The following is a 15,907-nucleotide window of genomic DNA, read 5'->3' as shown; positions in this document are numbered from 1 at the left end:
ACGGGGATTTACCTTCGGGATTTGCCCGGTTTTTTACGCTCGGGGAAGACAAAGACCGTCTTGAACTCTCCGTCCAAGGAGAGAGAAGCCTCGAAGCTCTTGCCCGTTTTGGAGGTAAAGCCCTTGATGATGCCAGTCTCTCCGTTTACCGCCAACTGCGTCAGTTGCTCGTCCGTGAGGCTCTTGCCTGCCACGCTGCGGAAAAGCGTCAGCCCACAATCGGCATCAGAGCATTTGGCACATCGGGGATAGAAGACCAGTGAGCCTTTGCCGCATTTGGGGCAATGGATGTCGCTCTGTTTTTTGGGGAAGAGGATTTTGGACGAGAGCAATTCGTCCGTAATCTGTGTGGCATAGCTTTCGATGCCCTTGCGGAAGTCCCGCTCTTTCAATTCTCCCCGTTCGATTTTCGCCAAGTCCGCTTCCCACTGTCCGGTCATCTCCGCATTGCCGATTTTCATCCCCTTGACGATGGAATAGACGGCAAGTCCTTTCTCCGTGGGGACGAGCGACTTCTTTTGGCGTACCATGTATTCACGGGCAAAGAGGGTTTCGATGATGGCGGCACGGGTTGCAGGTGTGCCGATACCGCAATCTTTGAGCTGAGCACGCAGCTCCTCGTCCTCCAATTCCTTACCTGCCGTCTCCATAGCAGCCAACAGCGAACTTTCCGTGTGCAGAGGCTTGGGCTTGGTCGTTCCCTGTGCTAACGAACAGGCGCAGAGCGGAAGCTGTCCGCCTTCCTCCCATTGGGGGATGATGATGCCTTCTCCATTCTCCCGACTTTCCCGTTCTTCGGCTTCTGCCTGCTCCTTGTCTTTCTTCCTGCTGTTTTTGAGGACGGCACGCCAACCCTCTTCCTTGATGATTTCACCTTTGAGGATGAACTTTATACCTTTACAAATGGCAGTAACCGTACTGACATCTTTCACACAACGGGCGGAAAAGGCTTCCAGCATACGTCCGGCTATCATATCGTAGATGACCGCCTCATCTCCAAACACGTCTATCGGCTTCTTGCCCGTAATGAGCAGAGCGTGGTGATCGGTCACTTTCTTGCCGTCCACCGAATGCGCATTGAGTTCGGTCAGTCGGCGTGCATGGACACCCCAGACGGGATGGTCGTGCAAAAAGGCTATCAAAGCGGGAATTTCGGCAAAGACATCTTCGGGAATATGGCGACTGCCCGTGCGTGGATAGGTAATATACGCCTTCTCGTAGAGTTTCTGCGCCAACGAAAGGGTCTGTTCTGCCGAATAGCCGAACCGGCTGTTCGCCTCTTTCTGCAAGGTGGTCAAATCATACAGAAGCGGTGGCTCCTGCTTGGTCTCCTTGCGCACAATCGTTTCTACAGTGGCATAAGGAGCCTGTTTGAGTTTCTCGTACAGGGCGGTGGCTTCCGTCTTATCGAACCAGCGGTCAGCAGAGGAGAAGCGAAAACTCTCATCACTTTCCTTTACGGCAAGGCTGAGTTGCCAGAATGACTGCGGCTCGAACTTCTTGTTCTCCAAGAAACGGGAGCAGACCATACAGAGGGTCGGAGTCTGCACCCTGCCCAAGGAGTAAGTGCCTCGCCCTGCCGCAATGGATATGGCTTGGGTGGCATTGATGCCCACCAGCCAGTCGGCTTCGCTGCGGGCGCGGGCGGCATAATAGAGATTGTCATACGCCGCTCCGCTTTGCAGATGGGCAAGTCCCTCTTTGATGGCTTTGTCCGTCAAGGAACTGATCCACAGACGGTCGAACGGACGGGGAATGCCCAAGTATTCGTAGATAAAGCGGAAGATGAGTTCACCTTCCCTTCCTGCATCGGTGGCGACGATAATGCCCTCGCACGCTCGGAAGAGTTTTTCGATAATTTTGAGTTGGGCGACTGCTGCAGCGTCGGCTTTATAGCCTTTACCCTCTTTGATTTGACGGGGAATAAGAGTAAAGACGGGAGGAAGAATCGGCAGGTTTTCTTTGTGGAAACCCTTGATGCCGTAGGCTTCGGGCATGGCTGCCGTTATCAGGTGTCCCAATGCCCATGTGACGGCATAGCCGCCTCCTTCGATATAACCGTCTTTCCTGTTGGTTGCCCGAACGACACGGGCGATTTCACGAGCGACGCTCGGTTTTTCTGCTATAATGACTTTCATTTGTTCTTACTTTTTGGATGTTAGTGGTGGCGGATTACATTTTCATTCCCTTGGAACGCTTCTTCTCCTCTTCCTTCTGTTCCTGCAGGGCGGTAGGCTCTGTCTGTCCCTGCTTGAGCGGCTCCTTCACATGCTTGGTAGCTTCGTTGGTTTTGCCTTCGGAATTGACGGCGACTTGCGTGCGGGAAGCATTGTCTGGAGTAACTTCTTTGGCTTGGGACTTGTCGGGATTCCATTTGAGGAAGTCGAACTTGTTTTTCTCAAAGTTCGGACGTACATAGGCATTGAAAGGCTCTCCCTTCTTGTCAATAAGCCCGGTCATATAGACCGTCTGACCTGCTTTGAGCTTCGCTTGCTCTTCGGGAGAGATGTCTCGTCCCAGCATCTTCTTGGGGACACGCAATTCTTTCTGCTCTGACTGTCCCTGCCCTTCGGGGGCTTGTCTTTGATGTTGTTCCTGTTTGGGAGAGCCGAAACGAAATTCAATCGACCGCTTGTCGGCATTGAATTGCAGGTTGGCATTGAAATGCTTTCCCGTTTTGGATGTCATTCCCTCCACATAGATGCTTCTGCCTTCCGAGAGTTCCTTTTTCTGCTCATCGCTCAGCTTCACGCCCTTGATTTCATCGGGGATGCGTACCCTGTCGGCACTCAGGGCGATGATGTCGTTCGTCAGGCGGTCGATGCTCACGAAGCTGCGGGTCGGCTCCTCTTTGCCGGGGAAGGTCAGCTCCACGGTGCGACCGAGATTACCCGTTTCTCTGAGGGCTTTCTTGTCCTCGTCGGTGAAGGTATGCCCGAAGAACTCGCGCTCCAATTGCGGCTCCTTGCGGATGGCGTGGATGACGGGGATAAACATACCGTCTCCGGAGGCTTTCAGAGAAAGACGGGCATCGGTGTAGAGGGAGACTTCGCCGATTTTAATGCTGATGGGAACAAGCGGAGTCTTGCGGTATTGAAGCAGATCATCAAGATGCTTGCCTTTTTCCAAACTCTCACGGCTTACGCCCATCTGCTCGAACTGATCCCATTTCACCTTGTCGGGATCTATGCCTTGGAAGGACAGTTTCTGCTCCCCTGCATAGTTGGAAGGATTGATACGGGTGGAGTCCAGCATCTCCTTATTGGAGGGGACATCCGGTGCTTTGAGCATCTCCGAGAGTACGCGTGCACTGGCAACGGCACTCTCAAAAGGCACTTTGAAGAAGTTCAGCGGTGTGGGGTTCTTGAACTGCCGCATGAAGTTGGAGAGGAAGTTCTCCAAGGCATTGCTGTGCTTGTCGAACTTCAGGAAACTCTGTTCATGCTCGGCGGTAGGCGGAACGGTTTTCAGTCCGCCTTTCTCGTCCGTACCTGTGACGGCTTTGAGGTTTTCGCCCTTTTGATCCTTGACCAAAAGGACTTCTTGGTCTTTGATTTTTTCGTCCATATTACAATGTTTTTAATGACACCAACAGCGGTGCACGGACAAAAGTAAACCAAAGAAACCATGTATGTTAGAGGTATTGGATAACTGCGTACTTGTGGCTTCGATATGGATAGAAGTGGCAAAAAAAGAGGTATGGATCAAACTCCACACCTCCATATTTTTCATTGATTAGGTTATTGCATGGACAGCAATTTGCAGTACATTCCGTTTTTTGCTGCAAGTTCTGCATGCGTCCCGTTCTCTACAAGGCGTCCCTTGTCCATCACAATAATTTGATTAGCATTACGGATGGTTTGCAAATGATGGGCAATGACCAAGACCGTGCGATTTCGGATAAGGGCAGACATTGCCTGCTGTATCTTGTATTCATTGACAGGATCAACATTGCTCGTTATCTCGTCCAAAAGAATAATGGGAGCATCTTTGAGGAACGCACGGGCAATTGAAAGCCTTTGTTTCTGACCTCCGGACAGTCCTAAACCGTTTTCTCCGATTTTTGTTTCATAACCGTCCGGCAGACTGACGATAAAGTCGTGTATCATCGCCCGTCGTGCAGCTTCTTCGATTTCTTCCTGCGTAGCATTGCGGTTGCCCACTTTGATATTATTGGCAATGGTGTCTGAAAAGAGAATAACATTCTGCATCACCACACTGATTTTACCGAGTAGATAATCATAGTCCATTTCTCGAATGTCTATACCACCGATACGGATACTGCCGTTCTGCGGTTCCCAAAAACGAAGTAACAGGTTGGTAATGGTTGTTTTACCAGAACCTGACGAGCCAACAAGTGCCGTTACCGTCCGTTCGGGAACGTTGAACGTGAGATTTTTCATCTCAAAACTTTCCTTCTCATAATGGAACCCGACTCCCTCAAATGACAGGTCGAAGCGTTCCGCTGTTTTCGGCTGTGATGGATTGACGACAATGGGAGCGTCCAACAGGTGGGAAATGCGTCCGTAGCTGTCCTTTACCTTGATGTAGTTCAGCCAATGACTCTCCATATTGACAAAAGGTTTGTAGAACTCTTTCGAGACAATAATGAACATGAGGTAGGCAAAAACGGAAAGTTCTCCGTGCCAAGTCCACCAAAGACCGATTGTAGCCATCAGAGCGAAAGCCAACTCTATAAGGAAAGTGTATCTGCCCACACTCACAGCTGCCAAACGTGAAGTCTTCTTACTGCTTTCTCCAAATTCACTGACAGAGTGGTCGAGTCTGTCACGGAACATTCCTTTTCCTCCAAACACTTTCAAAACTGGAATGCCTTTGACGTATTCCACAAACAGGCTGACCATATCCGCCAGATTGACCTGTGATTCCTCCTGTGCTTTCATTCCCGAGCGAATGCCTCGATACAAAGAAAACAGGGCAATGGGGAGGACGGAAATCATCGCCAACCCCATGAGCCAGTCCACACAGAACAGTCCGATGCCAAGTATCAGAGCTACAATGAAATCAGCAGACATCCGTGTCCATAGATGTCCTACTACCATTTCCATGTTATCCACGTCTTTGTGAATGACTGTACTTATCTCTCCCAGACGCTCATTGGTATAGAAACCGAGTGAGAACATTTTCAGTTTCAATATGATTTTCTCGCGGATACGTTCCACAAGATCAAATCCGGCAAAATGCTTGCTCATATCGGCAATGGCATTGGATATGGTTTTCAATACCAGCAGACCGCCAAGTAACCATGCTGCCGAAATGAAAGAGATGCTTTCTCCCTGTATATGACGGTCGATAAGGAACAGGACGGTTAGCATGATTGCCGTGCCACAAAGAGCATAAACCACGAAAAACAGTGCAGAGATAATCAGATGCCGCACTCCGCGAGCGGTCAATTCATTCAATATATTGCGTACCATTGTTTATACCTCCTCTTCTTTCAGTTGCCATTTACTTACTTGTTCTTGCGTCTCCGTCATATTGCGGTACAGAGAACAGTCTTTCAGCAGTTCTTGGTGTGTTCCTTTTGAGACAACCTGCCCCTTGTCCATCACAACAATACGCTCCATATCCTGAATCGTATTGAGACGATGGGCAATGGTAATGACGGTCTTGTTGCGCTGCAATTCATCAAGAGCTTCTTGGATTAGTTTCTCATTCTCTCCGTCCAAAGCAGCGGTGGCTTCATCGAGAATAACTATTGGAGAGTCTTTGAGCAACATTCGGGCAATGGAAATACGCTGTTTTTCTCCGCCGGAGAATTTTACGCCAGCTTCGCCTGCCAGCGTATCATAACCATTCGGCAATCCCATGATAAAATCATGAATATGAGCACGCTGTGCTGCCGTTTCCACTTCCTTTTGTGTGGCGGCAGGTCTTCCTATACGGATATTATCCCGAATGGTTGTGTTAAAGAGAAAAACCTCCTGCTGTACCATCGAAAAATAATCAGCGATATTACGTTCGGAGAGTTCCGTAATATTCTCTCCTCCCAATCGGATAGTACCTGTTTGGGGGTGCCAGAACCCCATCATCAAACTTGCCAGCGTGGTTTTTCCCGACCCTGACTCGCCTACGATAGCTGTATGACTACCTTTCGGAAATTGAAGACATACATCTTTCAGCGCATTGTCTTTCTTGTTTGGATAGGAAAATGTAACGTGCTCGAAACAAACATCCGTTTGTGTCGTATCCGTTTTCTTGTCCGCCGTGTCCTTTGTCTGTACCTCTGTGATGGACTGCACTTTTGCCAACGACTGTCCATAGACGATTCGGACATGTTGGAATGTCGCCAACTTAGCAAAGGAGGACGAGAACAGTCCACCCAATATTAGGGCAAGGATAAAACGTGTCACGGTCAGTTCGCCCGAAGTCATCAGCCATAGCCCGACAAGGGTCATTACTACGATACCACCTTCCAAGAACATCGTTATCAATGTCATCGGAACAGTAACGCTGAACATACTTCGCTTCACCCAACGGATGTAGTCGCGCATACCACCAAGCACCTGCTGCGTTCTGTTTTCCTCGTTGCTGAAAGCCTTGATTACCGGTATGGTAGCCACATATTCCAAAAGGTCTTCCGACATTTTTTGCGTACTTTCCATAAAGTGTCGAAAGCTCTTTCCCCAAAGTGTTTTGACAGCCATTTGCAGAAGAAATGCTACAGGCAAAAGAGAAATGAGCGACAGCCCCAAACGCCAGTCTAACACCATAATGATTACCCATAGTAAGGCAGGGAAAAGCGTTGCCGAGAGGATCTCGGGTAATCCGTGTGCCAAATAAATCTCAATTTGCTCCACGTCATGGTTAATGATGTTCACCAAGTCGCCCACCTTACGCTCCTGAAAAAATCCGAGTGGCAAGCGTTGCAAATGACTTATGATACGCAACCTCAATCGTGTAAGGGCATTGTAAGCCGAGCGGTGCGCCCGCCAAATCGAAGTTCCGTAGAACACGCCTCGAAGCAAGGCGAATAGGATCATTACTCCTCCAACTCCCCAAACTATTGTGGAAGAGAATGTGCCGTTCATCAACTTGTCCACCGCCCATACCACGAGCAGCAGGGGCAGTGTGCCGAAAACGAGTTGCAGCACAACCACTGCATTGGAGAGCAGGCTACGGCTCTCCCGTTCCTCATCAAGAGGCTTCATTTTCTCTTTATTCATATCGATTTCTGTTTAATTTTTCTAAGATGCAAAGGTACGGAGATGAGCACGGATAAAATACCCTGAATGAATAGAAGAATGCCCCGAAACGATATATCATAGAAATGCTACAACAGGGGCATACGTATGGAGAATAGGGGTATTTTCTGCGGAATAACCATTTTAACTTTGCAAGAAGTTTCAAAGAGAAATATACTGTATGAAAGTTTCAAGATATGATTATACTTCAAAGTGTGTAAGTCTGTTGCTTCTTTCAATACTATTTCCGCTACACCTCTATGCGCAGACAAATACAGTCGAATTAAAGGTTGTCGATGCGGATAATGGAAATGGAATAGAGGCAGCAACTGTTCAATGGAAACCAATAGGAGTTCCTTCTTTTAAGAATGGTGCTTTAACCAATCGGCGTGGTATCGTCCAAATACAAGCGAAAGGTGTCGATTCTTATGTTGTTTTAACCCGATATGTCGGTTATGAAACGGCTATAGATACGTTGAAATCGTCCATAAAAAAGCATACAATACGTCTTCGGGCAAATGCACGAGAGTTGGATGGCGTTGTTGTTACAGGTAAATCCAAAGTTCAATTTATGCGTGAGTCTCCTGAAGCAATTACTGTAATCAATGGTAAAGATTTACAAGGTCGCTCAGTTTCTTTGGAGACCATCTTAGATAAGACCATAGGATTGAAAGTCGGACAAACTGGTGGTTTGGGAAGCAGTTCAAGAATTATTGTTCATGGATTAGAAGGCAATCGCATCCAAATACTGTGGGATGGAATTCCTATGAGCACTTCGGACGGTACGTTTTCTCTTGATGAAATTCCTATAGATATTATCGAACGGATAGAAGTCTATAAGAGTATCATTCCTGCTCGTTTCGGTTGCGACGGATTGGGGGGAGCGGTCAATATCGTTACGAAAGAATTCAGTACGGACTATTTAGATGCTTCGTATGAATTAGGTTCTTATCAAACACACAAAGGAAACGTCTTCTCTCGCAAGAATTTCCCAAAGAGTGGTATTTTGCTCGGTGCAGGAGGGTATTATACTTCTGCAAAGAATGATTACTCCTTCAGAGTTCCCGAAAGAGAGAACCTATTGGTGAAGCGAGACCATGACCGTTTTCGTTCGTATATGCTGAAAGGGAAAGTCGCTTTTACGAAACTTTGGTTCGATGAGATTAGTACAGAGTTCGGGTATTACAACCGTTTTAACGAGATACAAGGAGTCTTGAAGAATATCCAGCACGCCGAGAACAAATCCAGTATGCTTATGTTCGAGAACAAGCTGATAAAAAAAGGGATGTTGAATAATCGTCTCCATTTTGAATCGCATTTTTCTCTCTCTCATACAACAAATAATTTTACAGATACAGCACGAGTGAACCATGACTTCGAAGGAAATATCTATCCCTCTCCCAATGGACAAGGAGAGACTGGAAGTGTTCCTCACGCTTCGGATGATAATTTTTTCGAATTTAATGAGCGTATCAATTTCGACTACAAAATTTCGTCCAATCACAATTTCAATCTCAATGTATTGTTCAATTATGCTCATGAACAACCAAAGGATGATCTCGCCAGTAAGCATGCAGGTTTTGAAGTGGCAGGCTTCCCACGGAAGAAAACAAGCATTGTGTCAGGACTTACTTATGAATCAAAATTGTTCAGCAGGAAACTAACTAATATGTTGTCAGCAAAGCATTATTATCTAAACTCAAAGATCGATGATTTGACTTCATATGAAATATCAACGCCACCAAAGCAAAAAGAGAATACTGCTTCACAATTTGGTTGGATTGAAGCGTTGAAATATGAGCCTTTCAATGGATTTCACTTGAAAGCTTCCTATCAGCGTGCAATACGTCTTCCTAATTCAAAAGAATTGTTTGGTGACGGCATTATTACATTTCCTGCTGCAGGATTGAAACCAGAGAAAAGTCACAATTTTAATTTGGGATTTTTGATAGACAAAAACAACATACTTGGCATATCAAGACTTCAATTTGAGGTAAACAGTTTTTATATGCAAGTGAGCGATATGATAAAACTAATTCATCAGCATATGGCTGCGGGATATGTAAACGCAGAAAAAGTCAATATTAAAGGTCTTGAAACTGAATTGAAAGCAGACATAACCCCTTCAGTATATGCCTACGCTAACTTTACCTATCAAGATGTACGAGATGCTCTCGATTATCTCCCCAAAAGCACAACACCCAATCCGACAAAGGGAATGCGTGTCCCCAATATACCTTATCTGTTTGCTAATTTCGGAGCAGAGTATCACAGTGATAAATTGTTGAAAAATTGGCATGTTAAGGCTTTCTGGGATGGGAAATTCACAGAAGAGTTTTTCTATTTTTGGGAACTGACGGAACAACAGAAACGTCGTATTCCTCGCAGTTTTACTAATGATCTTGGAGTATTATTGACTTACAGAAATAAATACTCTATAGCTTTAGAATGCCATAACATCGCCAATAAAGAGGTTTGGGACCAATTCCGTCGTCCATTGGCAGGACGTACATTTTATATCAAACTAAGATATGTATTTTCGAAAGATATTTTTTAACTCTATAAATAACAACGCAATGAAAAAAACAACATTTCAGTACATGGCTTTATCGGCTATGTTTATCGGGACGTTTGGATTGGCGTCATGCGATAAGAATGATGAACCAACTCCAAGTCCTGTAGAAACGAAACAGCATTTCGTTTGTTTCAACACAGTTGATCAAAAAATCGACTATTTAGGAACATTCGCAGACCTCTCTCAAAAGACTGTGGACAATAAAAAGGCTTTTGAATTTGCATTCGGAGCCTACCCTTTTGCCCAAGGGAATACAGTGCTTGTCGCCGATGGGAACGGAGGCGATAAAGTTCATAAATTCACACGTGATGCCAACGGTTATCTCGTGAGAGGAGAATCCGTGACTTTCGGACAAGGTTCAGCTCCTGGTGAAATAACCTTTTCGAATGATGGAAAAGCCTATGTCGTGCTCAGCCAGCGTGGTAAAATCAGCATACTTGATGTGCAAACAATGAAACAAACGGCAGAAATAGATCTCTCCCAATACGCATACAAAGATAATAATCCTGATCCGGGTTGTGCTGTTCTCTCCAAGTCGAAAGACAAACTGTATGTAGCTCTTCAGCAGAAGCAAACACGCTACACTGCTTATCCGGGTATTGGCGCAGAGGTTGCTATCATTAATTTGAAGACCCATCAGGTTGAGAAAGTGATAAAAGATGACCGCGTAGGATTCGTCGGTTTGTTTCGGCATACGATTGCATTTACTGACGAATTAGGGGATATGTATTTTTACAGCCTCGGTATGGAAGGAAATAATCCTTTGAAGGATGGTTTTGTCCGTATTAAGAATGGGACAGATGAATGGGATAAAGACTATCACTTCCAACTCTCTAAAACACCTGCAACAGGTATTGATAAGCCACATGGTTGGATACTATATTATTACTATGCAGGAAATGGTATTGTGTATGCTTGTGTCAATATTCCATCTCTTACTATGCACAATGATCCTGCACAATCTTCTATCCTTGACTTCAATTATCAACCCGTCAGAATCGATGTGCGGAATAAAACCATCGAGAAAATTAATTTGCCTCTAACTACAAGCATGGGATGCTTCACTTATGGGAAATGGAAAGATGAAATAGTTTTTGGGATGACTTGCAAAGAAGGAACTGGGTACTATACCTACAATCCCGCAACAGGAGCATGTTCACCTAAACCTGTTGTTACCACAGTAGGGGTACCTTCGAGTCTGCTCGTATTTGAATAATGGATAAGGGCATTTTGCGGTAATCCTTAATTTTCTACATTTTCATTCTTAAAAACAAATTCAACGAGGGTAAAAATAGAAGCATTCTTCTATCTTTTATCCTCGTTATTTATTATCTTTGCAAAAAGACATGATGATATGACCATAGAATTTTGTGCAATCAATAAGCCAGAAGATTGGATGGAGATGGTTGCCGAGCAATTCGGCACATCGGTAACGGATAACGGTTTTTCCGTTCCGCCTTCGGTGGGTAGTGGCTTTTTCAAGCAATACTATCCGTTGCCGTGGCTCACACTGACCTATATCAGTTTCGTGGCCTACGAGCCGATGACGATGATTCGCCGTTCGGTGGAAAATTCAAAATGGATTCCCGTGATGTTTTATATCAATGAGCATAAGCACGAGCAGATTATCGGCACCAGCACGAAAACGGTAGGAATTGACACACTCGACGGTATCTTCATGCCTTCGAGTAGCATCCCCACCGAGTGGAGTTTCCCGCCCAAGCGACGGTATGAGAACATTACGCTGACTTTCAATAAGGATTGGCTGAGAAAGATGGATATGGCTCACGAGAGTTACATCGGTCGGCTGCTTCATTCAGACAAGGCTTTTTATCTGTTCGAGACCATCACGCCTGCCATGCAGCAGATATTGGACGGAATCAAGTCAATAGCCGAGGGCGATGCCCTGTTCTCCGCACTTCATCTTCACGGCAAGGCGATAGAGTTACTGACGATGTTCCTCGAAAAACTTGAAAAGCGCTCGGAGGTGAAATCTCTATCCAATTTGAATCTAAATGATGTGGAGGCAGTCTTTCGTGTCCGTCGCAGAATACTTCAAAGCCTCGGCAACGTGCCGAGCATTCCAGAACTGGCAAGCGAAGCCAATATGAGCAGTTCCAAACTACAGAAATGTTTCAAGCAGGTCATTGGCAAGGCGATTGCCGAGTATGCTCTATCCGAAAAGATGGAATGGGCAAAGCGCCTGCTATCCACCCGTCTCTACTCGGTGTCTGAAGTGGGCTATAAAGTCGGATACGCCAATCTCAGCCATTTTACAGAAGCTTTCCATAAATATCATCGTATAAAACCCAAACAATTTCTCGACTCTCTATAAGTTTTATGCAATAGGGATATTACTTGCTATTTGAGGGTTATTTTACCCTAAGCAATCTTCCGAACTTTGCCTGCAAAAACATCAGGCAATGAAAATAAAAATATTTAAGTTTCAGTTTTTTGCCGGAGTAACAATCTTTTCATTGTTTTCCGGTATTTCTGTTTATGCGCAATCTCCGAATGAAACGGACTCTCTCCAGACAGAAGAAATCTCGCAGGATAACCGCATTAAAATCAATGGTTATCTCCGTGCAGGTATTTTTGGCGGAGAAAAGGAAATACGCAATTACTACGGAGAGGGTGCCTTGAAATTAGAAGTTCCCATCGGCATAAGTGCTTCCGCCTTTTCGGAAGTCCGTTACAGAGCCGATGGCAACAACAATCATAAGTTTGACATCCGCGAGGCTTATGTAAATCTTAATCTTGGCAAGTTCGATTTTCGTGTGGGTGAGCAAATCGTTCTTTGGGGACGGGCAGACGGTTTCAATCCGACCAATAACGTTACACCCCAAGACTTTTGTGTGTTCTCACCGGAGGAAGACGATAAGCGTCTGGGAAATTTCGTAGTGAAAGGTGTCTTTAATCCTTATCCCTTCCGTATCGAAGTAGATTGGATACCCGTTTACAAATCATCATTGTTCCCTTTCATCGGAAAGCCTATGGGAGATGGGATTGTATGGAACAATGAAAAACGTCCTTACCGATGGAAGAACCAGTCTTTCGGAGTGAAAATAGATTTGGAAAAACCGTCTTTCGACCTCTCTCTTTCCTATTACAACGGGTTACATAAATTTCCCGGCATCGCTTATGAAAAAACTCCTTCTGAAATCCTTTTATCGCAAGAGCCATATCGGGTGCATGTTGTCGGAATGGACTTTTCCACCTCGTTGGGTAACTACGGATTAAGAGGTGAATTTGCCTGTTCACTCCCCGACAAAGGCAATAATCCCATCTATTCCGTTCCAAATAAGCAAATGGAATATACAATAGGGATTGACCGAAGCTTGGATAATTTCAGTTTGATTGTACAGTACATAGGTAAGTATATACCGGACTTGGAGACAGCCATTAAAGGCAATCCGATAGTTCAGAAACTAAACTCACTGAACCGTATTGTTTTCACGCAACACGAGCGTTGGAATCATTCGGTTTCGGTCAGACCTGCACTGTCATTACTCCACGAAACATTGAACGTGGAACTGCTCGGACTGTGCCAGTTCAGCACGAAAGAATACTTCTTCCAACCCAAGATTCGTTATGCCATAGCCGATGCCGTTACGCTTACGGTGGGAGGGCAGCTGTTCTATGGACCGGACGACCGTCTGTTTGGGATATTGGAAAAGACCAAGAACTCGGTTTTTACAGAGTTGAAAGTTTCGTTTTAGATTATCTAATCTTAAAATAATATCGAATGAAGAAGTTAGCTGAATTTGTGATACGATACCGCTGGGCGGTCATCGTGTTCTTTCTTGCACTGACAGCCTTTATGGGCTTTCAGATGAAGAATGCAAGTTTTAATCCCGACCTGCTTACCTATCTGCCGGAAGATTTACCTTCTCGTGTAAATCAAAAACAGATAGAAAGAATGTTCGGCGGTACGGATATGGTAATGATTGTCGTACAGACAGATGATGTCGTGAATGGCAAGACACTGAAGCGTGTGGAGCATTTCTCGCAAGATATGCAGAACATCAAAGGCGTAGAACGGGTAATGTCCGTCTTTGAATTGAAAAATGTCCGCAGTGAGAATGACGCAATGACCGTTGATGCGGCCGTGAAAATGATTCCACGGACTGCTGAAGATGTTGCCACTATTAAGAAAGAGCTTGCCGGTAACGACCTTGTCTATGGAAGCGTGGTTTCCAAAGATTTTACGACCACAGCCATTATTGGATTGCTTGAACCCGGAGCAAAGGACAAGGACGTAATAGACCAAGTGGAGGCAATGATTGCCAAGTATCCCGGCACAGAGAAAGTTCTTTTGGGAGGTTCTCCGTATATGCGAATGCAGAATGCGGGAATGATGCAGAAGGATATGGCTCGGCTCATTCCTCTCGGATTGTTGTTGATGATGGTCTTTCTCTTTATCAGCTTCCGTCAGTTCAGAGGGGTATGGCTTCCCATTCTGATTGTAGTCATGGCGATATTCACGGCATTGGGTGCAACACCTTTGTTGGGATGGAAGTTTGCCGTTACGACCATTATTTTAGTTGTATTGCTGATTGCCACCGCCAATTCCTATGGCATACACATGTTTGCCCGCTACCAAAGAGACAATCTTCCCGGAAACAACTATACAGCAAAAGAATTGTCTGTCAAAATGGTTACAAGTCTCGGCGCTCCCATTATCTTGTCAGGATTGACAACCATTGCAGGGTTGCTCTGTATGTTGGGACATGTGCTGATTCCCGGTGGACAGATGGGAGTTCTTGGCAGTATCGGTATCGGACTTGCCTTGATTGGAAGTCTGTTCTTTATACCTGCATTGAGTTCGGTACTTCCCAAAACCAAACCTCGATTGAGAGCGGATAACAACCCTAAAAGCAAAAGAGGAATAGGGTTGGACAGATTATTGGACTTTATTGCCGATTGGGTATCGAAAAAGCCCAAGACTATTTTGGCTTTATTCGTGGTCATTTCTCTAATCGGAGCAGCCGGACTGTTGCGTTTCAGCATCAACTCAAATCCCGCCGAGTTGTTCCCTGACGGACATCCTGCGAAGGAGTCCGCACAAGTCATCAATAAGGAGCTGGGGGGCTTCTTTCCGCTCTGTGTCGTGTTCGAAGGCGACATCAAAGACCCTGCCTTGTTGAAGAAAATTGATGATTTGGAGAAAAAGGTGCGAGAAATCCCCGAAGTGGGAACAACGCAGTCTATCGCGAAAGTTACACGTCAGATCAGCCGTGCTCTCTATAACAAAGGCGAAGAAGGTTATGATAAAATCCCCGACACCTACGATGCCGTATCACAATACTTCGAGTTGTATCTGATGAGCGGCAGTCAGAGGGATTTGGAAAAGATGGTGGATTTCAATTTTGAGAAAGCTCTCTTGATGATTCGTTTCAAGGAATTGAACACACCGGTATTGCGACAATGTGTTGCTCAAATCAAGGAAATGGTAAAAGATGCCCCCAATGTGAAACTTGTTGGTGGCAATGCCGATGTATTCACGGATATGGACAAGCATGTCGTAAGCGGGCAGTTCCTTTCTTTGTTGATTTCCCTCGTTGTTGTATTTATCATTATATCCCTCGGTTTCAAATCGTTTAAGGCAGGATTACTGCAAATCGTTCCACTCATGTTTGCCATGTTGATGCTTTTCGGACTGATGGGATATTTTGGTATCGACCTGAACTTTATGACCGCCTTCCAAGCATCTATCCTTATTGGAGTCGGCGTGGACTATACGATTCATGTTGTCTGGCGGTATCGGGAGGAACGACGTGCGGGTTACGACGATAAGGAGGCTGTACATCGCTTGTTCAAAGCAACGGGACGCGGTATCGTATTCAATGCCATTGCCGTTATTATCGGATTTGTAGTTCTGCTCTTTTCAGGCTTCCTGCCCGTCCGCTTTTTCGGAATGATGATGGTAACAATCATTTTCGTATGCCTCATTGCCGCAGTGCTGCTCGTACCTGCGCTATGTATGGTGTTGAAACCGAAATTCTTGAGACAGAAAATCCATTGCAAATAACTTAAAAGGACTGAAAGGATAAAAGAAATAAAAGAAACAGTCAAAAGCTTATGAGCTTTTCAAAGAAGATTGATACACGAATATTCATCAAACAAT

The 15,907-nt window shown here is 45.4% G+C and carries 9 protein-coding genes; 5 read left to right on the top strand and 4 right to left on the bottom strand.

The features are described from left to right. Positions 1 to 8 precede the first annotated feature (8 nt). From JHU38_RS02865 to JHU38_RS02850, 4 genes are all read right to left on the bottom strand, one after another. Positions 9 to 2,138 (bottom strand): type IA DNA topoisomerase, encoded by a 2,130-nt coding sequence (locus JHU38_RS02865; RefSeq protein WP_107580820.1) that lies wholly within the window; start codon positions 2,136 to 2,138, stop codon positions 9 to 11. A gap of 34 nt (positions 2,139 to 2,172) precedes the next feature. Further along, positions 2,173 to 3,567, bottom strand: coding sequence for a DUF3945 domain-containing protein (locus tag JHU38_RS02860; protein ID WP_097549283.1), 1,395 nt, complete (start codon positions 3,565 to 3,567; stop codon positions 2,173 to 2,175). Between the two features lie 173 nt (positions 3,568 to 3,740). After that, complete coding sequence (locus JHU38_RS02855; RefSeq protein ID WP_097549284.1) at positions 3,741 to 5,438, bottom strand: ABC transporter ATP-binding protein; 1,698 nt, start codon at positions 5,436 to 5,438, stop codon at positions 3,741 to 3,743. A gap of 3 nt (positions 5,439 to 5,441) precedes the next feature. Then, complete coding sequence (locus tag JHU38_RS02850) at positions 5,442 to 7,187, bottom strand: ABC transporter ATP-binding protein (protein ID WP_107580819.1); 1,746 nt, start codon at positions 7,185 to 7,187, stop codon at positions 5,442 to 5,444. A gap of 199 nt (positions 7,188 to 7,386) precedes the next feature. Between JHU38_RS02850 and JHU38_RS02845 the strand changes: the two genes are divergently transcribed. The 5 genes from JHU38_RS02845 (at position 7,387) to JHU38_RS02825 (ending at position 15,811) form a co-directional block, all read left to right on the top strand. Next, complete coding sequence (locus JHU38_RS02845) at positions 7,387 to 9,762, top strand: TonB-dependent receptor (protein ID WP_097549285.1); 2,376 nt, start codon at positions 7,387 to 7,389, stop codon at positions 9,760 to 9,762. 19 nt (positions 9,763 to 9,781) lie between these two features. Next, on the top strand, positions 9,782 to 10,996 hold the full coding sequence (locus tag JHU38_RS02840) for a YncE family protein (protein ID WP_009347198.1): 1,215 nt from the start codon (positions 9,782 to 9,784) through the stop codon (positions 10,994 to 10,996). Between the two features lie 138 nt (positions 10,997 to 11,134). Beyond that, a complete protein-coding gene (locus tag JHU38_RS02835) occupies positions 11,135 to 12,115 on the top strand; it encodes a helix-turn-helix domain-containing protein (protein WP_009347200.1) in 981 nt (326 codons plus the stop codon). 88 nt (positions 12,116 to 12,203) lie between these two features. Beyond that, positions 12,204 to 13,499: a hypothetical protein gene (locus JHU38_RS02830; protein WP_061868034.1), complete on the top strand. Its 1,296-nt coding sequence runs from the start codon at positions 12,204 to 12,206 to the stop codon at positions 13,497 to 13,499. Between the two features lie 26 nt (positions 13,500 to 13,525). Next, a complete protein-coding gene (locus JHU38_RS02825; protein ID WP_107580818.1) occupies positions 13,526 to 15,811 on the top strand; it encodes an efflux RND transporter permease subunit in 2,286 nt (761 codons plus the stop codon). Positions 15,812 to 15,907 lie beyond the last annotated feature (96 nt).

This window comes from Prevotella illustrans (assembly GCF_017426725.1).
Taxonomy (GTDB): Bacteria; Bacteroidota; Bacteroidia; order Bacteroidales; family Bacteroidaceae; genus Prevotella; species Prevotella illustrans.
The sequence above is the reverse complement of the archived record's forward strand: the minus strand, read 5'-3'. Positions and strand labels throughout refer to the sequence as shown.